This is a genomic window from Sphingomonas nostoxanthinifaciens (assembly GCF_019930585.1).
Taxonomy (GTDB): domain Bacteria; phylum Pseudomonadota; class Alphaproteobacteria; order Sphingomonadales; family Sphingomonadaceae; genus Sphingomonas_I; species Sphingomonas_I nostoxanthinifaciens.
In genome coordinates, this window is sequence record NZ_CP082839.1 from 3,108,629 (window position 1) to 3,132,740 (window position 24,112).

The 24,112-nt window shown below is 67.4% G+C and carries 21 protein-coding genes; 9 read left to right on the plus strand and 12 right to left on the minus strand.

All coding sequences use genetic code 11. The features are described from left to right. Window position 1: 1 nt before the first annotated feature. On the minus strand, window positions 2–250 hold the full coding sequence (locus K8P63_RS14600; RefSeq protein ID WP_223796750.1) for a hypothetical protein: 249 nt from the start codon (window positions 248–250) through the stop codon (window positions 2–4). Next, the gene (gene argH, locus K8P63_RS14605; RefSeq protein ID WP_223799837.1) at window positions 247–1,623 is read right to left on the minus strand and encodes an argininosuccinate lyase; all 1,377 of its coding nucleotides are present in this window, start codon (window positions 1,621–1,623) and stop codon (window positions 247–249) included. The genes K8P63_RS14600 and argH overlap by 4 nt, the downstream gene beginning before the upstream one ends. Before the next feature lie 16 nt (window positions 1,624–1,639). Here argH and K8P63_RS14610 point away from each other — a divergent pair, with 16 nt between their 5' ends. After that, window positions 1,640–2,209 (plus strand): TlpA family protein disulfide reductase, encoded by a 570-nt coding sequence (locus K8P63_RS14610; RefSeq protein WP_223796751.1) that lies wholly within the window; start codon window positions 1,640–1,642, stop codon window positions 2,207–2,209. Window positions 2,210–2,390: 181 nt separating this feature from the next. Here the strand turns inward: K8P63_RS14610 and K8P63_RS14615 are convergent, their stop codons facing one another. Next, window positions 2,391–2,873 carry a YunG family protein gene (locus tag K8P63_RS14615; RefSeq protein ID WP_223796752.1) on the minus strand — a complete coding sequence of 161 codons (483 nt, stop codon included), beginning with the start codon at window positions 2,871–2,873 and terminating at the stop codon, window positions 2,391–2,393. Window positions 2,874–3,139: 266 nt separating this feature from the next. On the opposite strand from K8P63_RS14615, the gene K8P63_RS14620 reads away from it, so the two are divergent. After that, the gene (locus tag K8P63_RS14620; RefSeq protein ID WP_223796753.1) at window positions 3,140–4,285 is read left to right on the plus strand and encodes a GAF domain-containing sensor histidine kinase; all 1,146 of its coding nucleotides are present in this window, start codon (window positions 3,140–3,142) and stop codon (window positions 4,283–4,285) included. 169 nt (window positions 4,286–4,454) lie between these two features. Here K8P63_RS14620 and K8P63_RS14625 read toward each other — a convergent pair whose 3' ends face one another. From K8P63_RS14625 to K8P63_RS14635, 3 genes are all read right to left on the minus strand, one after another. Continuing rightward, complete coding sequence (locus K8P63_RS14625; protein ID WP_223796754.1) at window positions 4,455–6,476, minus strand: M13 family metallopeptidase; 2,022 nt, start codon at window positions 6,474–6,476, stop codon at window positions 4,455–4,457. Window positions 6,477–6,696: 220 nt separating this feature from the next. Continuing rightward, window positions 6,697–7,521 carry a 2,3,4,5-tetrahydropyridine-2,6-dicarboxylate N-succinyltransferase gene (gene dapD / locus K8P63_RS14630; RefSeq protein WP_223796755.1) on the minus strand — a complete coding sequence of 275 codons (825 nt, stop codon included), beginning with the start codon at window positions 7,519–7,521 and terminating at the stop codon, window positions 6,697–6,699. Next, window positions 7,518–8,189, minus strand: coding sequence for a pyrimidine 5'-nucleotidase (locus K8P63_RS14635; RefSeq protein ID WP_223796756.1), 672 nt, complete (start codon window positions 8,187–8,189; stop codon window positions 7,518–7,520). The genes dapD and K8P63_RS14635 overlap by 4 nt, the downstream gene beginning before the upstream one ends. A gap of 104 nt (window positions 8,190–8,293) precedes the next feature. On the opposite strand from K8P63_RS14635, the gene K8P63_RS14640 reads away from it, so the two are divergent. Further along, window positions 8,294–10,588 carry a S8 family peptidase gene (locus tag K8P63_RS14640; RefSeq protein WP_223796757.1) on the plus strand — a complete coding sequence of 765 codons (2,295 nt, stop codon included), beginning with the start codon at window positions 8,294–8,296 and terminating at the stop codon, window positions 10,586–10,588. Here the strand turns inward: K8P63_RS14640 and K8P63_RS14645 are convergent. Beyond that, a complete protein-coding gene (locus tag K8P63_RS14645) occupies window positions 10,585–11,565 on the minus strand; it encodes an NAD(P)H-quinone oxidoreductase (RefSeq protein ID WP_223796758.1) in 981 nt (326 codons plus the stop codon). The two genes, K8P63_RS14640 and K8P63_RS14645, sit on opposite strands and share 4 nt — an antisense overlap. A gap of 13 nt (window positions 11,566–11,578) precedes the next feature. Between K8P63_RS14645 and K8P63_RS14650 the strand changes: the two genes are divergently transcribed. The 5 genes from K8P63_RS14650 (at window position 11,579) to K8P63_RS14670 (ending at window position 18,607) form a co-directional block, all read left to right on the plus strand. Next, entirely contained in the window at window positions 11,579–11,854 is a 276-nt protein-coding gene (locus tag K8P63_RS14650; RefSeq protein ID WP_449618969.1) for a DUF1192 domain-containing protein, read from the plus strand. A 117-nt stretch (window positions 11,855–11,971) separates the two neighbouring features. Continuing rightward, window positions 11,972–14,296 carry an ATP-dependent Clp protease ATP-binding subunit ClpA gene (gene clpA, locus K8P63_RS14655; RefSeq protein WP_223796759.1) on the plus strand — a complete coding sequence of 775 codons (2,325 nt, stop codon included), beginning with the start codon at window positions 11,972–11,974 and terminating at the stop codon, window positions 14,294–14,296. 1,018 nt (window positions 14,297–15,314) lie between these two features. Then, window positions 15,315–17,600, plus strand: coding sequence for a S9 family peptidase (locus K8P63_RS14660; RefSeq protein ID WP_223796760.1), 2,286 nt, complete (start codon window positions 15,315–15,317; stop codon window positions 17,598–17,600). A gap of 27 nt (window positions 17,601–17,627) precedes the next feature. Further along, window positions 17,628–17,870 carry a hypothetical protein gene (locus tag K8P63_RS14665; protein ID WP_223796761.1) on the plus strand — a complete coding sequence of 81 codons (243 nt, stop codon included), beginning with the start codon at window positions 17,628–17,630 and terminating at the stop codon, window positions 17,868–17,870. A gap of 188 nt (window positions 17,871–18,058) precedes the next feature. Continuing rightward, entirely contained in the window at window positions 18,059–18,607 is a 549-nt protein-coding gene (locus K8P63_RS14670) for a hypothetical protein (protein WP_223799839.1), read from the plus strand. 5 nt (window positions 18,608–18,612) lie between these two features. On the opposite strand, the gene K8P63_RS14675 is transcribed toward K8P63_RS14670, so the two are convergent. Beyond that, window positions 18,613–19,323: an extensin family protein gene (locus tag K8P63_RS14675; protein ID WP_223796762.1), complete on the minus strand. Its 711-nt coding sequence runs from the start codon at window positions 19,321–19,323 to the stop codon at window positions 18,613–18,615. Window positions 19,324–19,382: 59 nt separating this feature from the next. Here K8P63_RS14675 and K8P63_RS14680 point away from each other — a divergent pair, with 59 nt between their 5' ends. Then, window positions 19,383–20,237 carry a class I mannose-6-phosphate isomerase gene (locus K8P63_RS14680; RefSeq protein WP_223796763.1) on the plus strand — a complete coding sequence of 285 codons (855 nt, stop codon included), beginning with the start codon at window positions 19,383–19,385 and terminating at the stop codon, window positions 20,235–20,237. Window positions 20,238–20,332: 95 nt separating this feature from the next. On the opposite strand, the gene K8P63_RS14685 is transcribed toward K8P63_RS14680, so the two are convergent. The 4 genes from K8P63_RS14685 to K8P63_RS14700 all read right to left on the minus strand — a co-directional run bounded on the left by K8P63_RS14685 (window position 20,333) and on the right by K8P63_RS14700 (window position 24,096). Next, window positions 20,333–21,721, minus strand: a complete 1,389-nt coding sequence (locus K8P63_RS14685; protein ID WP_223796764.1) for a carboxylesterase/lipase family protein — start codon at window positions 21,719–21,721, stop codon at window positions 20,333–20,335. 144 nt (window positions 21,722–21,865) lie between these two features. Next, a complete protein-coding gene (rpsI, locus tag K8P63_RS14690; protein ID WP_223796765.1) occupies window positions 21,866–22,420 on the minus strand; it encodes a 30S ribosomal protein S9 in 555 nt (184 codons plus the stop codon). Then, window positions 22,420–22,899 (minus strand): 50S ribosomal protein L13, encoded by a 480-nt coding sequence (gene rplM / locus K8P63_RS14695; RefSeq protein ID WP_223796766.1) that lies wholly within the window; start codon window positions 22,897–22,899, stop codon window positions 22,420–22,422. The genes rpsI and rplM overlap by 1 nt, the downstream gene beginning before the upstream one ends. A 147-nt stretch (window positions 22,900–23,046) precedes the next feature. Further along, complete coding sequence (locus K8P63_RS14700) at window positions 23,047–24,096, minus strand: COX15/CtaA family protein (protein ID WP_223796767.1); 1,050 nt, start codon at window positions 24,094–24,096, stop codon at window positions 23,047–23,049. Between the last annotated feature and the right edge of the window lie 16 nt (window positions 24,097–24,112).

A 24,112-nucleotide genomic window follows, 5' to 3' on the forward strand; every position in this document is an offset into this window, starting at 1 on the left:
GTCAGCGCGGCGGCAGATCGAAGCGATCGTCGGGGCGCGGCTGCGACTTGATGAGCAGCTCGTCGCTTCGCCCGGGCCGCTCGTGCGCCGACGGAAGCAGCAGCTCGTCAGCGTTCAGCACGCCGGGCGCGGTCGCGGCCTTGACCGGCAGATGCCGGCCGGGACGCGGCGTCAACGCCTGCTCGTCACCGCACCCGGCGAGGAGCAACAATGCGGCCAGACCGCTCACCGTCAGGGCGACTGTCCTCACGCCGCAACCCCCAATGCAGCCTTCGCCGCGGCGATGCGCGCGCGCACCTGATCGGGCGCGGTGCCGCCATGGCTGGTGCGGCTGGCAACCGAGGCATCGACCGTCAGCACCGAATAAACGCGTTCGTCGATGCGGGGATCGATCTGCCGAAGCGCGTCGAGGGGCAGCGCCGCCAGCGCCACGCCTTCGCGCTCCGCCAGCTTCACCGCATGACCGGTGATGTGGTGCGCCTCGCGGAACGGGATGCCGCCCTCGCGCACCAGCCAGTCGGCGAGGTCGGTCGCGGTCGAGAAGCCCGCCTCCGCCGCCGCGCGCATCCGCTCGGGCACGAAACGCGTCGTCTCGACCATGCCGGTCATCGCCGCGATCGACAATGCGAGCAGATCGTGCGCCTCGAACACCGGCGGCTTGTCGTCCTGCATGTCCTTCGAATAGGCCAAAGGCAGGCCCTTCATCGTCATCGTCAGCGCCACCATGCAGCCGGCAATCCGCCCCGAATGACCGCGCACCAGTTCGGCCGCGTCGGGGTTGCGCTTCTGCGGCATGATCGAGCTGCCGGTCGAATAAGCGTCGGGCAGGCTGACGAAGCCGAACGGCTGGCTCGCCCAGATCACGAACTCCTCCGCCATGCGGCTGAGGTGCAGCGCGCATTGCGTCGCGGACATCAGGTAATCGAGCGCGAAATCGCGATCGGACACGCTGTCGAGGCTGTTGTCGGTCGGCCCGTCGAAGCCGAGCGCCTGCGCCGTCGCGTGGCGATCGACCGGAAAGCCGGTGCCGGCGAGCGCCGCGCTGCCCAGCGGGCTGCGATTCATCCGCACGCGCGCATCGGCGAAGCGCGACCGGTCGCGCCCCGCCATCTCGTACCACGCCATCAGATGGTGGCCGAGCGTCACCGGCTGCGCCACCTGCAGGTGGGTGAAGCCGGGCATGATCGTCGCGGCATGCTCCTCCGCACGCACCAGCAGCGCGCGCTGGAACGCCTCCAGCCCCGCCAGCACCGCGTCGATCGCGTCGCGCACCCACAGGCGGAAATCGGTCGCGACCTGATCGTTGCGCGAGCGCGCGGTGTGCAGCCGCCCGGCGTCGGGGCCGATCAGCGCGGAGAGCTTGCTCTCCACCGTCATGTGGATGTCTTCGAGCGCCAGATCCTCGGGCGGGCCCTCCGCCTCGTACAGCGCGGCGATCTCGGCGAGGCCGCCGTCGATCGCGCTCACCGCGTCCGCATCGACGATGCCCTGCGCCGCCAGCATCGCGGCATGTGCGCGGCTGCCGGCGATATCCTGCCGCCACAACCTTTTGTCGAACGGAATGGAAGCGTTGATTTCGCGCATGATCGCGCTAGGCCCTTCGGCGAACCGCCCGCCCCACATCGCATTGGAACCCGACATGGCGCGATTTGCCCTGCTTTCTCTGACGACCCTGGCCCTGATGGGCGGCTGCCATAAGCAGGAGGCCCCGGCCCCGCAAGCGCAGCAGCAGGCCGCCCCGACCCCCGAGCCCGCCGCCCCCGCGCTGGCGGTGGTCACCGACGACAAGGGCAAGGCTTTGCCCGCGGCCGAGATCAAGACGCTCGACGGCACTGCGGTCAAGCTGGCCGACCTCAAGGGCAAGCCATTGCTCGTCAACCTGTGGGCGACGTGGTGCGTGCCGTGCGTGAAGGAATTGCCGACGCTCGACGCGCTGGCGGCGCAGCAGGCGGGCAAGCTGCAGGTGGTCGCGGTCAGCCAGGATCTGGAGGGCGCGCGCGTGGTGGCGCCGTTCGTGGCGAAGCGCGGCTTCAAGACGCTGAAGCCCTATCTCGACACCTCGAACGCGCTGATGCTGGCGCTGAAGGAGGAAGGCCTGCCGGTCACGATCCTCTACGGCGCCGACGGCAAGGAAGTGTGGCGCCTGCGCGGCGACCTCGACTGGACCGGCGCCAAGGCGAAGGAATTGCTGGCGCAAGCCGGGGTCTGATTACGACCCGCCGCAAACGCACGGCGGGCGCCACCCTGCTTAATAACGTCATCCCGGACGTGATCCGGGATCCAGCTTCTTCTTTCTTCACCGGCAAAGGTAAGCCGGACCCCGAATCAAGTCCGGGGTGACGCGGGAAATCGACGTCTGAATGTGGTCGGAAGCGTCACTTGCGAAGCGGCTAATCCTGATTTCCAGCGAGATGGCCCAGCACACGCTGGAGCAGCAGCGCGCACCTTTCCCTGGCTCGCTCGCTGTCTCCCAGCGAATTGCGGTCGAGTATTAAGAAGTTTCGCACCACCGACCCGGCAGGAAATTGCTCCCAGCTCAGATCGAGCCATTTGGCTTCCCCGGCCATACCGCGGACGTTCCAGAAATGCTGTTCGACACTGCTCCCGGTCCAGACTTCGCCCTTGGCGATCTCATACTCGGGATAGAACCACTGTACGACGCGAGAGGTCGGGTAGCACTGGCCGAAAGCTGGATTACCGGGGCGGGTCACGCCCTGATACGAGGTCAGATGGTCCCAAGAGGCTTCCAGCGCCCGCGTCAGGGCCGGCAGATCGACCGAGCCCGGGTTAGCGATGGGGGAAATGCATCGCTGCTGCATGAAGAGGTGATCGCTCGAACTGCCAATGTTTGCAACCGGGACGAAAGCAGCCATGCTCTCGTCATCCCGGGCCTGATACCGGGGGGTCCGATTGCCTTCGCCGATGAAGAAAAAAGAAGCTGGACCCCGGATCAAGTCCGGGGTGACGACTGAATCGAAGTCTGCGTTAGCGAAAGCGACCTGTATCGCTGCTGCGCCAAACAGCTTCAGCAGCCGGACAGGGTATGGCGCTGGCCGCCGCGCAGATTACTGGCTAACGATGCGCCCGGGAGCAACGGGACACGTAGATGGCAGACTTGGTTGCGAGCGATATTGCGGCGGTGGCCCGCATCGACGCCGTGCCATCCATCCTCGAAATTGCCTGTCGGATCACCGGCCTTCGCTTCGCCGCCGTAGCGCGTGTCACCGATACGAGTTGGATCGCCTGCGCGGTGCGGGACGAGATCGACTTCGGGCTCGAGGTCGGCGGCTCGCTCGATCTCAAGACGACGATCTGCGACGAGATCCGGGACTCGCGCAGAGGCGTGATCATCGACCATGTCTCGGAAGACCCCGTTTTCCGCGATCATCATACCCCGCGCCGCTATGGCTTCGAAAGCTATATCTCGATCCCGATCCTTAGGCGCGACGGCAGCTTCTTCGGAACCTTGTGCGCGCTGGATCCGCTTCCCGCCAAGCTTTCCGCCCCGGATATCGTCGGCACGTTCGAGAATTTTGCGCGACTGATCGGGCTCCAGCTCGACCTTCAGGACGACATGGCGCGCAAGGATACGTTGTTGGCGGATGCCGATCGGTCCACGGAAATCCGGGAGCGGTTCATTGCGATCCTGGGGCACGATCTCCGCAATCCGGTCGCGGCGATCGATGCCGGCACGACCATGCTCGGCAGAATCGTGCAGGATGCGAAGGGTGCCTCGATCCTCGCGCAAATGAAGCAGAGTACGCGGCGCATCGGCGCGCTGATCGAGGATTTGCTGGATTTTGCACGCGGACGCCTCGGCAGCGGACTGACGCTCGACACAGCGCCCATGCTGACGCTCGCAACGCCCATCGAGCAGGTCGTTGCCGAACTGCAGCTGGTGCATCCCGATCGTCCGATCGACGTGCACATTGCACTGGACGAGCCGGTTACGTGTGACGTGGCGCGGATCGGCCAGCTCCTGTCCAACCTCGTCGGGAACGCGCTCACACACGGCGCGCCCGATGAGCCCGTAAAAGTCAGCGCCGAAAGCAAGGAGGGGGTGTTCCGTCTCATGGTCGTCAACGGCGGCCCGACGATCCCTCCGGACATCATGCCGACGCTTTTCCAGCCGTTCACGCGCTCCGCCGAGGGATCTTCGCGCAATGGGCTGGGGCTCGGCCTCTTCATCGCAAGCGAGATCGCGAAAGCACATGGGGGTACGATCGAGGCAATCTGCGCCGACGGCGAAACGCGCTTCGTCCTGACCATGCCCTGCGCCTGTTGATCGCGAGACGGCGACGCTGGTCGCCGCGCTGGCTTCCGGGCGATACGCGATCGCAACGACCGGGCCTCACGCTCCGATCACCCACCGTCGGATAGGGTGGCCGAAGCGACCGTTGGCCTTGCGGTGCAACGCCGCGGTCCCGGCATGATCCGGAACCACGGCGGCGCCATCACCACACGTGCACGCGCTCGGCGGGCGGCAGATACAGCTTCTCGCCCGGCTTGACGTCGAACGCCTTGTACCAGGCGTCGACGTTGCGGACGATGCCGTCGGTGCGGTTCTTGTCGGGGCTGTGCGGATCGGTCAGCAATTGCTGGCGCAGCGCGCCCTCGCGGCGCTTGCCGCGCCACGCCACGGCGTAGGCGATGAAGAAGCGCTGATCGCCGGTCAGCCCGTCGATCACCTTGGGCGCACCATGCTGCGCGATGTAGCGGTGATAGGCGCGATAGGCGGCCTCGATCCCGCCGAGATCGCCCAGATTCTCGCCCATCGTCAGCTTGCCGTTGATGTGCGTGCCCGCGACCGGCTCATACTGATCATATTGCGCGCCGAGCCGGGCGACGTTCGCCTTGTACTTGTCGGAGGTGGCGGGCGTCCACCAATCGCGGAACTTGCCGGTCGCGTCGAACTGCCGCCCCTGATCGTCGAAGCCATGGCCCATTTCATGGCCGATGATCGCGCCGATCGCGCCGTAATTGACCGCCGGGTCCGCCGCCGGATCGAAATAAGGTGGCTGCAGGATCGCGGCCGGGAACGTGATCTGGTTCATCAGCGGGCTGTAATAAGCATTCACCGTCTGCGGGGTCATATCCCACAAGGTGCGGTCGACCGGCTTGCCGAGGCGCGACAGCTGCAGCTTCCACTCGAAATCGCTGCTGGCGACGTCGTTCGCGAGCGGATCGGTGCGGCTGACCTGCAGGTTGGAATAATCGATATATTTCTGCGGATGGCCGATGCGCGGATCGAAGGCGGCGAGCTTGGCCAGCGCCTGCTGGCGGGTCGCGTCGTCCATCCACGTCGCCGCGCGGATATTGTCGGCATAGGCCGCGCGCAGATTCTCGATCAGCTCCGCCATCTGCTTCTCGCTTTCGGGCGGATAATGGCGCGCGACATAGACCTGGCCGATCGCCTCGCCCAGCGCGTCGCTGACGTTCTGGACGCCGCGCTTCCAGCGCGCGCGCTGCTGCGGCACGTCGTTCAGCGTCTTGCTGAAGAAGCCGAAATGCGCGTCGTCGAACGCCTTGGGCAGGAACGAGGCGTGATCGCTGACGAAGCGGAAGGCAAGATACTCCTTCCACGTCGCGAGCGGCACGGTGTCGAGCGCCTTGCCGGCGGCGGCGACCGCGCTCGGCTCCATCGTGATGATCGTATCCAGCTTGCCCATGCCCGATTGGTCGAGCAGCGTCGGCCAGTCGAATTGCGGCGCCAGCGCCATCAATTGCTGGCGGCTCATCGGATTGTAGATCGCCTTCATGTCGCGCTTTTGCGCGCGCGCCCACTGGTCCTTCGCCAGCATCGTCTCCAGCGCGATGATCCGATCGGTGCGCGCCGCCGCGTCGGGGAAGCCGGCGAGCGTCTGGATCTGCAGCACATAGGCACGATAAGCGGCGCGGAAGGCATCATATTTCGCGCCCGGCAGCAGGTAGTAATCGCGATCGGGCAGGCCGAGGCTGGCCTGCCCCGCATAGCCCGCATAGCGCGTGGGATCGGCGAAATCGGCGTCGATGCCGAGCTCCACCGGCGAGGCATAGCCCTGCGCCGCGAACAGCCGCAGCAGATCCTGCCGCGTCTTCACCGCATCGATCCGGGCCAGCCACGGCTTGAGCGGGGCGAGGCCGCGCGCCTCGATACCGGCCTCGTCCATCCACGCGGCATAATCGTCGCCGATCTTGCGATCGGTCCCGGTCGCGTTCGGATCGGCGGCGAGATCCTCGACGATCTTGCGCACGTCGATCTCGGCCTGGTCGCGCAGCACGGTCGAGATCCCAGCGCTGCTGCGGTCGGGCGCGATCTGGGTCATGCGATCCCACGCGCCATTGGCATAGGCCCAGAAATCGTCGCCGGGCTTCACCGAGCGATCGAAGCCCGCCATGTCCACGCCCCAGCTGCCGTAGCGCGGGGTCGCCGCCAACGACGTGACGCACAATGCCGTGCCTGCCGCCAGCGCCGCCAGCCTCTTGCCGAAACCCATCCGAGCCACTCCGTAAGTCATCATGATGGACCTACGTAGCGCGAGCTTGCCGGGGGATGAAGTGCGCGCGTGCCAGGGACCGACCGTCACCGCCCACCGTTCGTGGTGAAGAGAGGCAGAGCGCAGTCGAAGCCTCGTCTCGAACCATCGGCGACTTTATCCTTCGAGACGCCACTTCGGCTGCGCTCAGTGGCTCCTCAGGACGAACGGGGGGCCTGGATCAGTCTCGCAGCAGCTCGTTGATGCCGGTCTTGGCGCGAGTCTGCGCGTCGACGCGCTTGACGATCACCGCGCAATACAGGTTCGGGCCGCCGCTCGCGCCCGGCATGCTGCCCGGCACCACCACCGAATAAGCCGGCACGCGGCCGACGAAGATCTCGCCGGTCGCGCGATCGACGATGCGGGTCGAGGCGCCGAGATACACGCCCATCGACAGCACCGCGCCCTGCTCAACCACCACGCCCTCGGCCACTTCGGAGCGCGCGCCGATGAAGCAATCGTCCTCGATCACCACCGGGCCGGCCTGCAGCGGCTCCAGCACGCCGCCGATGCCGGTGCCGCCCGACAGGTGGACGTTGCGCCCGATCTGCGCGCAGCTTCCCACCGTCGCCCACGTATCGACCATCGTCCCCTCGCCGACATAGGCGCCGATGTTGACGAAGCTCGGCATCAGCACCGCACCCTTGCCGATGAAGGCGCCGGTGCGCACGATCGAGCCCGGCACCGCGCGGAAGCCGGCGGCGCGGAAGCGTGCCTCGTCCCAACCAGCGAACTTCGACGGCACCTTGTCGAACCACGGTGCATCGCCCGGCCCGTCCATCACGCGATTGTCGTTCAGCCGGAAGGAAAGCAGCACCGCCTTCTTCAGCCACTGGTTGACCGTCCAGCCGCCGTCGGCGCCCTTCTCGGCCACGCGCAGCGTGCCGGCGTCGAGCCCGGCAAGCGCCGCCGCGACCGCGTCGCGCACGTCGCCCGTGGTCTGCGGGTTGAGGCCGTCGCGCGCATCCCATGCGGCATCGATCGTCGCTTCCAGTCCGTCGCTCATTCGCCTGTCGTCTCCGTTAGGGCGTGCAGCCACGCGCCAAGATCGGCGGTGACATAGTCGATATGATCGCGCGCGCCATCGCCCGCTTGTTCCGATCCGTTATCGACCCACAAGGTCGTCATGCCGAGCGCCTTGGCCGGCTTCAAGTTGCGTGCCATGTCCTCGGCGAACAAGGCGCGCGTCGGCTCGATCCGGAACGAGGCGAGCATCGAGGCATAAGCGTGCGGATCGGGCTTGGGCCGGAGCCCGCAGGCGTGGATGTCGTGGATCGCCTCGAACGTGCGCGACAGGCCCAGCCGGTCGAGCACGCGCCGGGCATAAGGCGCGTCGCCATTGGTGAAGACCAGCTTGCGCCCCGGCAGCCGCGCGAGCGCGTCGATCAGCCGCCGGTCCTCGCTCAGCGCGTCGAGCTCGATCGCGTGGACGTCGGCGAGGAATTCGTGCGGATCGACGTCATATTCGATCGAGAGGCCCGCGAGCGTCGTGCCATGCTCGCGGAAGAAGCGCTTCTGCAGCGCATAGGCCTCGTGGCGCGGCAGCCCGGTCACCTGCGCCACATACGCGGTCATGCGCTGGTCGATCAGCCCGAACAGGTCGCACGAGGCCGGATAGAGCGTGTTGTCCAGATCGAAGATCCAGGCATCGATATGGGCGAGCGCCGGCACCATCGGCCGCCGCGCTAGACGACGGCCCGGATTAGGGCAACATTAACCATGTCCCGATAGTGCTGGTTGCGGGTGGGGGCGTCGCGACACGCAAGGATCTGGGAACAATGCGCTTGGGCAAGGAACACTGGCTGGCGAGTGCCGCCGTGCTGCTGCTGTCTGGCTGCGGGGGCGGCGGCGGAAGCGTCCAATCCACCCCGACGCCGGTCACGTCGACCACGACCACGACGACCGGGTCGAGCGGCACCGGCTCGAACGGCTCGGGCACGACCACGCCGGCGACGACGCCCAACTCGATCAATTATAACGACGCCGAATATCAGCGCTCGAACTCGGCCAGCTATGCCGGGGCGGCGACCGCGTGGAATGCCGGCGCGACCGGCGCGGGCACGACCATCGCCATCCTCGACACCGGGCTGACCGACGCCACCGGCACCGAATTCGCCGGACGCATCGCCTCGGCCAGCACCGCCGTCAGCGACAGCGCGGGCTATGCCGATCAGGACGGCCACGGCACCGCGGTCGCCGCGGTCGCGGCGGCAGCGCACAATGGCAGCGACATCGAGGGCATCGCCTTCGGCGCGACCGTCCTGGCGGTGCGCGCCGATTCGACCGGCTCGTGCGGCACCACCGACGGCTGCAAGTTCAACACCGGCACGCTGGCGACCGCGATCGACTATGCGACCCAGCACGGCGCCAAGGTCATCAACATGTCGCTCGGCGGCAGCAGCGCGACCACCCAGCTGAAGGCGGCGATCGGCCGCGCGACGGCGGCCGGCATCATCGTCGTGATCGCCGCGGGCAATGACGGCGACACCTCGCCCGACGCGCTTGCGCAGGTCGCGTCCGATGCGTCGGCGAACGGCCTCGTCATCATCGCCGGATCGCACGACGCCTCGGGCGTGATCTCGACCTTCTCGGACAAGGCCGGCAGCTTCGGCCAATATTATCTCACCGCGCTCGGCACGTCGGTGCGCTCGTTCGATAACAAGGGCGTCGATTATTATTATAGCGGCACCTCCTTCTCCGCGCCCGCGATCGCGGCGGCGGTGGCGGTGCTGGAGCAGGCCTTCCCGAAGCTGACCGCGGCGCAGGTGGTAAGCCTGCTCTTCTCGACCGCGACCGACGCCGGCGATACCGGCGTCGACTCGGTCTACGGCCACGGCCTGCTCAACCTGGTGAAGGCGTTCCAGCCGTCGGGCACGCTCAGCCTTGCCGGCAGCAAGCAGGCGGTGTCGACCGGGGTCAACGCCGTCCTTTCGACCGCGATGGGCGACGCCACCGCCACCGGCGCGGGCCTCGCCAAGACATTGATCCTCGACAGCTATGGCCGCGCCTATCTGATGGATCTCAGCGGCACGGTCGCGCATGTCAGCCAGCAGCGGCCGCTCGCCAACGCGCTCTCCGGCAACCTGTTCGTGCGCGACCAGAGCTTCGGCGCGGCGCACGTCTCGTTCACGATCGCGCGCGATACCGCCAATGCGCCGTGGGTCGGCCTCGCCCAGCAGGGCCTCACCCCCAACGGCCAGATCACCAGCCGCGCCGTCTCCGGCACCGTCACCTATGCGATCGACGCGCATACCAGCAGCGGCTTCGGCTTTGCGCAGAGCGGGCGGCGGATCGGCGACCTGCTCGACGCGCCGCGCGCCGCTGGATCGTTCCTCGTCGCGCGTGCGCCCGACGACGGCCCCGGCTTCCAGGGCCTGACCGGCATGGCCATGGCGATGCGCCACCGCCTCGGCACGCTCTCGATCGAAGGCAGCGCCGAACGCGGCACGCTGCCGGCGATGCTCGGCAAGACCGATCGGCCGGCGGCCTATACGATGATGTCGCTCCGCGCCAAGCAGGCGTTCGGGCCGCTGTCGCTGACCTTCGGCGGCGCGGTGCTGGACGAGGCCGAGAGCGTCCTCGGCGCGCGCTTCGGCGCGGCGCTTAGCGGCCGCGGCGCCTCGACCCAGATGGCCGATGCCGGCGCGACGTTCGATTTCGGCGGCGGCTGGCTCGCGCACGGCCAGTATCGCCACGGCTGGACGGTCGCGGCGGCCGGCGGTGCGCTCAGCAACGGCCGGCTGCAGACCGCGGCATCGTCGTTCGAGCTGGGCCGTGACCGCGGCGGCGTCCGCTTCGGCCTGCGCTATGCCGAGCCGACGCGCGTCACCTCGGGCGGCTTCGCGCTCTCGGTGCCCGACAGCTACGATTACGACACCGGCGCGGTCGGCTATGCGCTCACCCGCCTGAACCTCGCCCCGAGCGGTCACGAACGCGACGTCGAGGCGAACATGGGCTTCCGGCTGGGCAGCGGCTGGGTCGACGGCAACCTGTTCTGGCGCAATCAGCCCGGCAACATCGCCGCCGCGCACGACGATACCGGCGTGGCGCTCCGCTACCAGGCGGCGTTCTAGCCGAGCGTCAGCACCACCTTGCCGACATGGTCGCCCGCCTCGAGATGAGCGTGGGCGGCGGCCGCGTCGGCGAACGGAAAGGTCCGGTCGATCACCGGGCGCAGCCGGCCGTCCGCCACGAACGGCCAGACCGTCTCGGCGATCTCGTCGCGCAGCATCGCCTTGTACGCGGCCTCGCGCGCGCGCAGCGTGCTGCCGGTCAGCGTCAGCCGCTTGCGCATGATCGGCCATAACGGCACCGCCGCCTCGCCGCCGCGCTGCGCCGCGATCGAGATGTGGCGCCCCTCCTCGGCCAGGCAGGCGAGATTGCGCGCGACATACTCGCCGCCGACCATGTCGAGCACCATGTCGACGCCGCGGCCGTGGGTCAGCGCCTTCACCTCGGCCACGAAATCCTGCGTGCGATAGTTGATCGCGTGCGCCGCCCCCAGCGCCACCGCTCGCGCGCATTTGTCGTCGCTGCCGGCGGTGACGATCACGCGCAGGCCGAGCATCCGCCCGAGCGCGATCGCGGTGGTGCCGATGCCGCTGGTGCCGCCATGGACCAGCAGGCTTTCGCCCGCACGCGCATGGCCACGGTGGAAGACGTTGCCCCAGACGGTGAAGATCGTCTCCGGCAACGCGGCCGCCTCGACCATGCTCAGCGACTCGGGCACCGGCAGGCACTGGCCGATCGGTGCGGCGACATAGTCAGCATAGCCACCGCCCGCGATCAGCGCGCACGCGCGCGCGCCGAGGAACGCCGGATCGGTCCCCTCGCCCACCGCGACGATCTCGCCCGCCGCCTCCAGCCCCAATATGGTCGGCGCGCCGGGCGGCGGCGGATAATTGCCCTCGCGCTGCATCAGATCCGGCCGATTGACCCCCGCCGCCGCGACTCGGATCAGCACTTCGCCTTCGCCGACGCGCGGCAAGGGCCGCTCGACCGGCGCCAGCACCTCCGGGCCGCCCGGTTCGGCAGGGTCGATCGCACGCATCGTAGAGGGCAACATGGGGGCGGTTCGCTTTCCAACTCGACTGATCGCGCGGCTTGTTGACAGGGGCGCGGCCGAGGTCAACCATCACGCCATGGACCTTGACGACATCCTGCCCAAGGCGCCCGGCGATCCGCTGGCCGCATTGGTGCGCCAGGATCTCGATCCGCTCTCGGTGGCCGAGCTGGAGACGCGCATCGCCGCGCTGGAAGGCGAGATCGACCGTAGTCGTAAGAAAATCGAACGCGCCGTTAACCATCGCGCAAAGGCAGACGGGTTATTCAGGCGGTGAGGAACGGCGCCGTCATCAGGCTGCGTCCCCGGACGATGCTTGATCGGCGGCATAACCGTTCCGACATACAGGCTAGCATGACGGCATTGACGCCGCCGATGCGGGAGTAACGTCTAGATGCCATCCTTCGCCCGCGAGCTCGAACAGACCCTCCACAACGCGCTGACCGCCGCGTCGACCCGTCACCACGAATATGCCACGCTCGAGCACCTCCTTCTGGCGCTCGTTGCGGACGAGCATGCGTCGAAGGTGATGATCGCGTGCGGCGTGGACCTCGGCGAACTGAAGGACGCGGTCACCACCTATCTCGATACCGAACTCGACGCGCTGAAAAGCGAGTCGGGCAACGATCCCTCGCCCACCAGCGGCTTCCAGCGCGTCGTCCAGCGCGCGATCCTTCACGTCCAATCCTCGGGCCGCGAGGAGGTGACCGGCGCCAACGTGCTCGTCGCCCTCTTCTCCGAGCGCGAGAGCTACGCCGTCTATTTCCTGCAGCAGCAGGACATGAGCCGGCTCGATGCGGTGAGCTACATCAGTCACGGGGTCGGCAAGGCCGGCCAGCCGACGGAGGCGCGCGAGGTGAAGGGCCAGGAAGAAGAGAAAGGGCAGAAGGCCGAGACCGCCAAGAAGGGCGAGAGCGCGCTGAAACAATTCTGCGTCAATCTGAACGAGAAGGCCAAGGAAGGCCGCGTCGATCCGCTGATCGGCCGTACCGCCGAGGTCGACCGCACGGTGCAAATCCTGTGCCGCCGCTCGAAGAACAACCCGCTCTATGTGGGCGATCCCGGCGTCGGCAAGACCGCCATCGCCGAGGGGCTGGCGCGCAAGATCATCGAGGGCAACGTGCCCGAGGTGCTGCTGCCCGCGGTCATCTACTCGCTCGACATGGGCGCTTTGCTCGCCGGAACGCGCTATCGCGGCGATTTCGAGGAGCGGCTGAAGCAGGTCGTGACCGAACTCGAGAAGATGCCCGACGCGGTATTGTTCATCGACGAGATCCACACCGTCATCGGCGCCGGCGCGACCAGCGGCGGGGCGATGGACGCGTCGAACCTGCTCAAGCCGGCTTTGTCGGGCGGCACGATCCGCTGCATCGGATCGACCACCTACAAGGAATTCCGCAACCACTTCGAGAAGGACCGCGCATTGCTGCGGCGCTTCCAGAAGATCGACGTCAACGAGCCGACGGTCGAGGATACGATCAAGATTCTGACCGGCCTCCGCTCGGCGTTCGAGGAGCATCACAAGGTCAAGTACACCCCCGACGCGATCAAGTCGGCGGTGGAACTCAGCGCGCGCTACATCAACGACCGCAAGCTGCCCGACAAGGCGATCGACGTGATCGACGAGGTCGGCGCGATGCAGATGCTGGTCACGCCGAACAAGCGCAAGAAGACGATCACCGCCAAGGAGATCGAGCAGGTCATCGCGACGATGGCGCGCATCCCACCGAAGTCGGTCTCGACCGACGACACCAAGGCGCTCGCCTCGCTCGACACCGATCTGAAGCGCGTCGTGTTCGGGCAGGACAAGGCGATCGAGCTGCTGTCGTCGGCGATCAAGCTCAGCCGTGCCGGCCTGCGCGATCCCGACAAGCCGATCGGCAACTACCTGTTCACCGGCCCGACCGGCGTGGGCAAGACCGAGGTCGCGCGCCAGCTCGCCTCGATCCTGGGCATCCCGCTCCAGCGGTTCGACATGTCCGAATATATGGAGCGTCACTCGGTCAGCCGGCTGATCGGCGCGCCTCCCGGCTATGTCGGCTACGATCAGGGCGGCCTGCTGACCGACGCGATCGACCAGCAGCCGCATTGCGTGCTGCTGCTCGACGAGATCGAGAAGGCGCATCCGGATCTGTTCAACATCCTGCTGCAGGTGATGGACAACGGCAAGCTGACCGACCACCACGGCAAGACCGTCGACTTCCGCAACGTCATCCTCATCATGACGACCAATGCCGGCGCCGCCGACATGGCGCGTGAGAGCCTCGGCTTCGGCCAGCTCACCCGCGAGGGCGAGGACGAGGAAGCGGTCAAGAAGATGTTCACGCCGGAATTCCGCAACCGGCTCGATGCGATCGTGCCGTTCGGCTACCTGCCGTCGCAGGTGGTGGCGCGGGTGGTCGAGAAGTTCATCCTGCAGCTCGAACTGCAGCTGGCCGACCGCGACGTGCACATCAGCCTCGACGAGGAAGCCAAGGCGTGGCTCACCGAGAAGGGCTATGACAAGCTGTACGGCGCGCGCCCGATGGGCCGCCTGATCCAGGAGAAGATCAAGCAGCCGCTGGCGGAGGAATTGCTGTTCGGCAAGCTCGTCCATGGCGGCGAGGTGAAGGTGCGGATGAAGGACGGCGCTTTGTCGTTCGAGATCGTCGGCGCCCCGCCCAAGAAGCGCAAGAAAGCGGCGGCCCAGACCGACACCGATCCCACGCCCGCCGAGTGAACCGTGCGATAATGTGACGAAGGGCCGTCCGGTGCGAACCGGGCGGCCCTTTCGTTTTTGGGCGAGGGGTGCGCGTCGAACGCGGACGGGCAGCTTCCGCTTACCTCCCCCCGTCACCCCGGACTTGATCGGGGGTCCAGCCTGCCCTGGGGGAGGAACAAGAAGCTGGATCCCGGATCAAGTCCGGGATGACAATGGGTGTCTGCTTTCGCCCCGATAGCGGACGAGCATGTTTCACGATAAACGACAATGATGTCGATCACGCGTCTGGCTCTATTTGTTTGCCTGCTACTGCCGGGATGCTCCAAGCATACTGAGACAAAAACGCCAGTCCCAGCACCGGGCCGTTCGCCCTATGGTGCGACCCTGCTTACGGACAGTTACAATGACGGTGAGAGCAACGCGTTTCGGTTGCGCGTCGACGCCGCTCCACACGGCGATGATGGTTGGTTTTTCATTGAAGATTTGAAGACCGATCTAATCGCCACGCCAAATCCCGAGGTGACATGGACATCGCCGAATGACCTATCTGTCACCATCCATACTGCGAAGATCGACGGTCAAACTCGCAGGCGCTTTGGTGGCCACGGTAGGCCGGACGGTTCGCTCATAGTCCGATATATCGGAGACCAGCCAGACCAGTAGCAACGACCGTTTTCCACCATTAGCGGAGCTTCAGCTTAATTCGTCATCCCGGACTTGATCCGGGATCCCGCTCGTTGCCTGTAGCTTCAAGAAGAAGCTGGATCCCGGATCATGTCCGGGATGACGCGGGGGCGGCCCTTCTCGAGCGTCGGGAGGCAGCGGCACAGGCCGGCACCGACCCTCGCCGTCCGGCCTGAGGAGAGGCTGAGCCGGTCGAAGCCTCGCCTCGAAGGGTGCTTCGAGACGGCATTTCGACTTCGCTCAATGCTTCCTCGGCACGAACGGCGGCTGCATCGTCTCAAGCCCGCGGCGCTGGACCCGCCCTCCCCACCCCGCTAGATGGTATACGATTCTGACAGGCAAGGTGAAGACGATGCGCATGATGGTTCTGGCGGCGATGGCGATCGCGAGTGCCGCCCCCGCCATCACGCCCGCCGAGATCGAGCGCTCGGTCCATCTGCGGCAGGACTGGATGTATCTGACGCGCGACGTCGCCGATCCGGCGAGCTGGACGGCGGACGGCAAGGCGTTCGTCTATCGCACCACCGTCGAGGGCGGGTTCGCCTTTCGCCGCTTCGATGCCGCCAGCCACGCCGTGACCGCGGCGTTCGATCAGCCGCGCCTCGCCGCCGCGCTCGGCACGGCCACGCATGAACATTACGATCCGCCGCGCCTGCCGTTCGAGCGTTTCGCCTTCACCGACGGCGGGCAGGCGATCGGCTTCACGCTGGACGAGACGCGCTGGCGCTGCACGCTGACCGACTATGCGTGCGCCAAGCAGGTGCGCACGCATCAGCCGCGCGCCTTCGGCGTCGTGCGCGACACCGCCGTGGCGGCCGACAACCATCCGCGCCGATCGCCCGACGGCAAGTGGGAGGCGCACGTCGAGAATTACAACATCGCCGTGCGGCCGGTCGGCGGCGACTGGAAACGGATCGGCAGCGACGGCTCCGAAGGCAATTTCTACGATCCCGAATCGATCGCATGGTCGCCCGATTCGACCAAGCTCGCCGCCTATCGCGTGCGCCCCGGCTATCGCCGCATCGTCACCAAGGTCCGCTCCTCGCCGGCCGATCAGGTGCAGCCGGAGGTGACGCAACAGCTCTATCCCAAGCCCGGCGACGCGGTCGACATCGACCAGCCGGCATTGTTCGATGTCGCCGCCGGACGGCAGATTCCGGTCGCGACCGATCTGTTCGCCAATCCCTACGACATGAGCGCGCTCGACTGGCGCAAGGACAGCCGCAGCGTCGCGTTCGAATATGAGCAGCGCGGCCACCAGCTCGCGCGCGTGATCGCGCTCGATGCCGATACCGGCGCGGCCCACGCCGCGGTGACCGAGACCGCGCGGACCTTCATCAACGAGGGCCGCCGCTTCCGCTACGATCTCGACAATGGTCGCGGCGTGATCTGGATGTCCGAACGCGACGGCTGGAACCACCTCTATCTGTTCGATGGCCGCACCGGCGCGGTGCGCCGCCAGATCACGCGCGGGCATTGGATCGTGCGCGACGTGCTGAAGGTCGACGAGGCGAAGGGGCGCATCTACTTCACCGCCAGCGGCATGACGCCGGGCGAAGACCCCTATTTTCAGCATTTCTACCGGATCGATCTCGACGGCACGCATCTCGTGCCGCTGACGCCGGCGACGGCCTATCACGACGTCGCGCTGTCGCCCGACGGCAGCCTCTACGTCGATACTTACTCGCGCGTCGACATGCCGCCCGTCTCGGAGCTGCGCCGCACCGAGGATGGCAGCGTCGTCGCGACCGTCGCGAAGGGCGATATCTCGCGCCTCGTCGCCGCCGGCTATCGCGCGCCCGAGCCGTTCGTCGCCAAGGGCCGCGACGGCACCACCGATATTTACGGCCTGATCGTGAAGCCGCGCGATTTCGATCCGGCGAAACATTATCCGGTGATCGAGAACATCTATTCCGGCCCGCACGGCAGCTTCGTGCCGAAGACGTGGTGGCCGTTCGGCTATCATGCCGGCGGCGACAAGGTGATCGGCATGCAGAGCGTCGCCGATCTCGGCTTCGTCGTCGTCCAGATCGACGGCATGGGCACGCTCAACCGATCGAAGGCGTTCCACGATTATGCGTGGAAGAACCGCGCCGACGCCGGCTTCCCCGATCGCATCGCGTGGCACAAGGCGGCGGCCGCGCGCTTCGCATGGTACGATACGAGCCGCGTCGGCATCTACGGCGCCTCGACCGGCGGCGAGGACACGCTCAACGCGCTGCTCTTCCATCCCGATTTCTACAAGGTCGGGGTCGCCTTCGCCGGCTGCTACGACAATCGCATGGATAAGCTCAGCTGGAACGAGCAGTGGATGGGCTGGCCGGTGGACGAAAGCTACGCCGCCAATTCGGGCGTGGTGAATGCCGCGCGGCTGCAGGGGCGCCTGCTGATGATCGTCGGCGAGCTCGACGAGAATGTCGATCCGTCCTCGACGCTGCAGGTGGCGAACGCGCTCATCAAGGCGGGCAAGGTGTTCGATTTCCTGATGGTGCCGGGCGAGGGCCATTCGGTCGGGCGCTCGACCGGGCCGATCGATTATGTCCAGCGCAAGGAGTTCGACTTCTTCCTCACCAACCTCGCCGGACAGGCGGCGCCCAACTGGAACGCGATCCCCGCGGCAACCGCCGGCGCGCTGTAGCGTTTTGTTACGCGAAGGAGACGATCCATGAGCGAGCAGGACGAGACCACGCCCGAGGCACCCGAGATCCGCACCGCGATCGATGCGTCGGATCATGCCAAGCTGAAGAACAACCCGTCCGACGAGGACGCCAAGCTGGACGTGGCGCTGGACGAGAGCTTCCCGACGTCGGACGCGCCGTCGAACACCCAGCCGGGCAAGGGCAAGGATCCCGCGCCCTCGTCCGGCTTCGATGAAGCGGAAGAAGCGAAGATCGCCTCCGAACATTGATTCCCGCAGGCGGCGGCGTGCATTTCGCGCCGCCGTCGCCGCGATTTCACATTACCGTCACTGTTGCACAAATGCCATGTTGCGCCGCAACACCCTTTATGGTCCCTTCGTATACGAAAAGGATCGCGGGGTTAACGGCGCAGCAACCACGATGGTGCCATACCGTGATCCTCTTGGTGGAGGGCGGTATGGGCGTACAGATGCGGCCGGCGGACGGGGCGATGGCACTCGCCGAAATGAAGGAATTTGCCGGCTTTCCTGCCGCGACGCAGCGTTATCTTCGCCGCTCGCTCGACGTCGGCCTGGGCCGCGACGACGCGATGGGCCGCTGGTCGCGCGACGTGGTCGAAGCCGCCAGCATCAAGGCGCAGGGACGCATCTATTGCCGGCTCGACCATATCCGCGATCATCTGCCCGACGATAGCGGGCTCGATCAGGTCGAGATGTTCTTCGCGCCGCTGGTCACGATCTCCGCCTTCGATCTCGGCCAGGGCCGGATCACCAGCTTCGCCGCCTATCGCTTTCTCTACGAGCGGCTGATCGGCGGCGGCGTGCGGCCATGGCTGCCCGGCGCCTTCTGCGCCGCCGCGGCCTTGCCGCATCTCCATCCGGAGAAGCGCCGCGCCTTGCTCCAGTCGATCAGCGAAGCCGCGGCGACCGCGCCCGGCTGGTCGAACCGCCAACCCTGCTTCTACCCCGAATGGGTCGACAAGATCGAAGCGACCCTGCCCAACTGATCGCGTCAGCGGCACGCGCGCCAGCCGCCGCGTGCCGCCTCGTCGAGATGCAGATGGTTGCGGTGCGCGGCGTTGTAATCGGGCGACAGGGTCGTCGCGAACAGCCGGCAGCCGCCATCGCGCACCGCGTGCAGAAATGCCGCCGCCGCATCGTCGCCGCGCCAATCGCGCGCCACGGTGATGCGCCGCCCATCGGCCAAGCGGAAACCGGCCACATCGATCGCCTCGGCACGCGCATGCTCGCTCCACGATCCTGCCGCGCGTCCATAGATGCGGCGGCAGGCGTAGCTGCCATAATGGTCGACCCCGCTTACGGTCGTGCCCAATAGCCGCGCGGCGGCGGGCTGCACCACGTCCCACTCCCACATCGCCAGCGCGGTCGCGAGCGGGCAGGCGAGCGGCGGCGCGGCCGGGGCGTAACGAGCCGTACGCGCGCCGCCCGCCGCCCACGTCACGCCATCGTCGAAGCCGCACGAATCCCCGGCGACGCGCTCGGCAAGCGCGCGATAGGCGACGCCGGCGCGGTTCAGCGCCGCGGTGCAGGCCGCACGATCGCCGCGCAACGCCAGGATCCGTGTCCCCGTCAGCGGGCCGATCGCCTCGCCCGGATCGAGCCGATCGGACATGCCGGTCCGCAACAACGGCAACGCCGTGATCGCAAGCATCCCCACCGCCGCGAGCAGCGCGATCGACGCGAGGAACCGCAGGAACGCCATCGCCTTTCCCGACGTTCGGCGGCAAGGTGCGTTCCGGCACCACCGATGGAGATCGACCGATGACCGCCACCCGCCTGACCACCAAGCGCGTCGAGAAGCCGTGGGGTCGGCGCGATCTGTGGCCGGCATTCGACAGCGTGCCGGAGGGCGGCGATCCGGTCGGCGAGATCTGGTTCGAGGTGCCGGGGCAGAAGGACGGCGACCCCAACGGGCCGCAACTGCTCATCAAATATCTCTTCACCAGCGACAAATTGTCGGTGCAGGTCCACCCGACCGATGCCCAGGCGCAGTCCAAGGGCTTTCCGCGCGGCAAGGACGAGGCGTGGGTGATCCTCGACGCCGAGCCGCGCGCCTCGATCGCGCTGGGCACGCTCAAGGTGCTGACGCATGACGAGGAGCGCAAGGCGGCCGAGGATGGCTCGATCGAGCAATTGCTCGACTGGAAGCCGGTGAAGAAGGACGACAGCTTCTACACGCCGGCCGGCACGATCCACGCGATCGGGCCCGGGCTGACGCTCGTCGAGGTGCAGCAGAATGTCGACCTGACCTATCGCCTCTACGATTATGGCAGCGCGCGCGAACTGCATCTCGACGACGGCGTCGCCGCCAGCAACCCCGTACCCTATGTCGCGCCCTACAAGGCGCACGACATCGCCGAGGGCCGCACGATCCTCGCCGACGGGCCGAAGTTCGTGCTCGAGCGCTGGTGCAAGGGCGGCGACGGCACGCTCAAGAGCGACGGGCGCAAGCTGTGGCTGGTCCCGCTGACCGGCGCCGGCACGATCGGCGGCGAGGCGTTCGAGGCGGGCACCGCGTGGCTGGTCGATGGCGAGACGCCGCTGACGCTGGACGAGGGCGCCGACATTCTGGTCGCCTATCCCGATGCGGGCGTGATCGAGACGCTCTGGGGTTGATGCCACGTGCTCCTGCGCAGGCAGGAGCCCAGGGCTGCAAGCGTCGTCCTCTGAAGCTCTGGGCTCCTGCCTGCGCAGGAGCACGGCATTGTTGGTCAAGGGGTGGGTGGCGTCTCCACCCCGGCCTTCGCGCTAGCATCGGGCGCGAAGGTCATCATCACTGGTTGCGCAGCGCTGTAGCGCGGCCATGCCGGCAGTCCGTTGCTGCTCGGATCGCCGTTCTTCACGAACGCGACCAGATAGCTGCTGACCGTGCTGCTCGTCCGCCGGTCATCGGCGGTGGTGGCATCGCCATATTTGATCGCGGCGGTGTCGAAGAAATAGGGGATGTCGCTCGCATGTGGCGCGCCCTGATTGTCCTCCGCGCGCCGCGCATTGGCGACATAGCCGAAGCGATAATAATAGACCGGCACCCCCGCCCCCGCGAGCGTGGCGGCGACGCTGCGCGCCCCCTGCACCATCCAGCCGGTCGCCCCGCCGATATCGTTGCTAGTGGCGCCGACCATCACCGGCACGTGCGCAAACCGGCCAGCGGCGTAGGCATTGGCAGCGTCGACGGAGACGATGCCGTCGGCATAGGGGCTGGCGAAGGTCGGCGGCCCGGCGGGGCGCATCGTCGCGAGGTTGAGCCCGTCGACCACCTCCTCTGCGGGCAGCGCGCGCAGCCGCGCCGCGGCGGCGGCATCGTTGCCGTCGACCCCGTGCGCGCGGGCGAAGGCGATGCTCGCCGCCTCGGCATGCGCGGCGTCGGCGGTGGGCATGCCATGGCCGTCGCCGCCCGACTGGATCACGGCGCTAGCGAACAGCCCCTGCGCCTGCGGCGAGGTGAGCAGCATGTGCACCGACATGCCGCCTGCGCTCTCGCCGACGATCGTCACCTTGGCGGGATCGCCGCCGAACGCCGCGACGTTCGCGCGCACCCAGCGTAACGCCGCCACCTGATCCATGAAGCCGAAATTGCCCGACGCGCCCTCGCCCGTCAGCGCCGGGTGGCGGAAGGTGCCGAAACGGCCGACGCGATAGTTGAAGCTCACCACCACGATGCCTTGCCGCGCCAGCGCCGCACCGGAATAGGTGGGCGGGGAAGAGCCGCCGTTGACGAAGCCGCCGCCATAGATCCACACCAGCACCGGCAACGGCCCCCGCCCTGCCGAGGCCGGCTTCCAGACGTTGAGATAGAGGCAATCCTCGGCCGGGGTGGTGCCGAGCGGGGCGGCATCGCTCGGAAACGGCTTCTGCATGCAGTCCGCCGCATAGGCCTGCGCGTCGCGCACCCCCTGCCAGCGAGGCGCAGGCCGCGGCGGCTGCCAGCGCAGTGCCCCGACCGGCGCGGCGGCGAAGGGGATGCCGAGGAAGGACGTCACGCCGTCGGCCGATTGACCGCGCACCGTGCCCGATCCCGTCTTTACCTCCGGCCCCGACGAGGCCGCGAGGGCCGGCGTCGCGAGCGCAGCGGCGGTGCAGAGCATCAGGCGATATGTCATGAGGCGTCCTCGGTCCTTCGATTGCCGCGATCGGCCGGCCGCAGCTTCACCGCCATCCTTGAGCGTCGCCGTCCGCCCGACAAGCGAAAAGGGCGGCCCCGGTATCCCGGGACCGCCCTTTCGGAACGTCGAACTGGCTGAAGCTTAGCGCTTCGAGAACTGGAAGCTCCGGCGGGCCTTCGCCTTGCCGTACTTCTTGCGCTCCACCGTGCGGCTGTCGCGGGTGAGGAAGCCCGCCGCCTTCACCGGCGCACGCAGCACCGGCTCGTAGCGGGTCAGCGCCTGCGAGATGCCGTGCTTGACCGCACCGGCCTGGCCCGAAAGGCCGCCGCCGGCCACAGTTGCGATCACGTCATACTGGCCTTCGCGATCGGCGACGCCGAACGGCTGGTTGATGACGAGGCGCAACGTCGGACGCGCGAAATAGACTTCCTGATCGCGGCCGTTGACCGTGATCTTGCCCGAGCCGGGCTTGATCCACACGCGGGCGACCGCATCCTTGCGGCGACCGGTGGCATAGGCACGGCCCTGCTTGTCGATCTGCTGCTCGCGCAGCGGCGCGGGCGTCGACGGCTCTTCGATCTGGCCGGCCATGTAGGCGTCGGCGCGATCCTCGGAGGCGGCGGCGGCCTGGGTCGCGACGGCTTCGCGGCCGGTCAGCGACGCGAGGTCGGAGAGGGACTGGCGATTGTCGGACATTATGCGCCCACCTTGTTCTTGCGGTTCAGGCCGGCGATATCCATCGGCTCCGGCGACTGCGCTTCGTGATCGTGCTCCGCACCCTTGAAGACGCGCAGGTTGCGCATCTGCTGGCGACCGAGCGGCCCGCGCGGGATCATGCGCTCGACGGCCTTCTCGATCACGCGCTCGGGGAACTTGCCCGCCAGCACCTTGGCGGCGGTGACGCCCTTGATGCCGCCGGCGAAGCCGGTGTGCTTGTAATAAACCTTCTGCCCGGCCTTACGGCCGGTGAAGCGCACCTTGTCCGCATTGATGACGATGACGTTGTCGCCGCAATCGATGAACGGGGTGAAGCTCGGCTTGTGCTTGCCGCGCAGGATGTTGGCGATGATCGAGGCGACGCGGCCGACGACCAGCCCGTCGGCATCGATCAGATGCCACTTTTTTTCCACCGTCGCGGGAGTCGCGACCTTGGTGGTCTTCGAAAGCGTCCTCATGGACCAGACCCTTGATTGAGGGCGGTCATGCGACCCGCCCGAAAAACAACCGCGCCGCCCGGAGCCCGAGCGGCGCGAATGACGGCCAATTGCAGCGAGGCACCCCGAAAGTCAAGCAAAACGGGCGTTTTCGCGTGAGGTATTATGTTACCTTACAGCGCGCGACCGCCCGAGCCCGTGCGCGGTCCACACCATCGCGCCCAGCAGAAGCGCCGCGACCGCCTGATGCGCGACCGCCACCTCGATCCGCACGCCACTGAGCAAGGTGAGGATGCCGAGCAGGATCTGGAGCGCGACCAACGCGACCAGCACCACCGGCGCGCGCCGTTCGCCCGCCCGCCGCGCCGCCAGCGCGAGCAAAACCGCGGCGACGGCCACCGCCCACGCCCACCAGCGATGCACGAACTGCACGACGATCGGATTGGAGACGAGATTCGCGACGAGCCCTTTGCCATCGAGCCAGCCGCCGTCGGGGAACAGGCGCTCGCCCATCAGCGGCCACGACGCGAAGGCATAGCCCGCGCGCAGGCCGGCGGTGAAGGCACCCAGCACGATCTGCCCCGCCAACATCAGCAAGGCGAGCGCAGGCCAAGGGCGCAGCCGCGCCCGCGCATCCGTGCCGCGGCGATCGAGCGCCAGCAGGTCGAGCGCGGTCCAGATCAGCACGGCATAGATCAGCATCGCCGCGCTCAGGTGGACGGCGAGGCGGATATGGCTGACCTCGGTACGGAATTGCAGGCCCGATGCGACCATCCACCAGCCGATCACGCCCTGCAGCCCGCCCAGCGCGAGGATCAGCAGCACGCGCCAGCCATAGCCCGCCGGGATTCGGCGCCGCCACCAGAACACCAGCAGCACCAGCCCCAGCACGGTGCCGATCATGCGCGCCAGCAGGCGGTGGAGATATTCCCAGAAGAAGATGTGCCTGAAGCCGTCGAGCGTCATGCCCTGGTTGAAGGCATGATATTGCGGGATCGCCTTGTAGCCGTCGAACGCCGCCTGCCACTGCGCATGGGTGAGCGGCGGGACGGTGCCGAGGATCGGATCCCACTCGACGATCGACAGCCCCGATTCGGTTAGGCGGGTGATGCCGCCGACGACGACGATCGCGAACACCATCGCCGCGACGACGAGCAGCCAGATCGCCAGCGCGCGCGGCGCGGCGCGGGACGGGGCGGCGGAAACGGAGAACGGCATGGCGGCCCTATAGCGG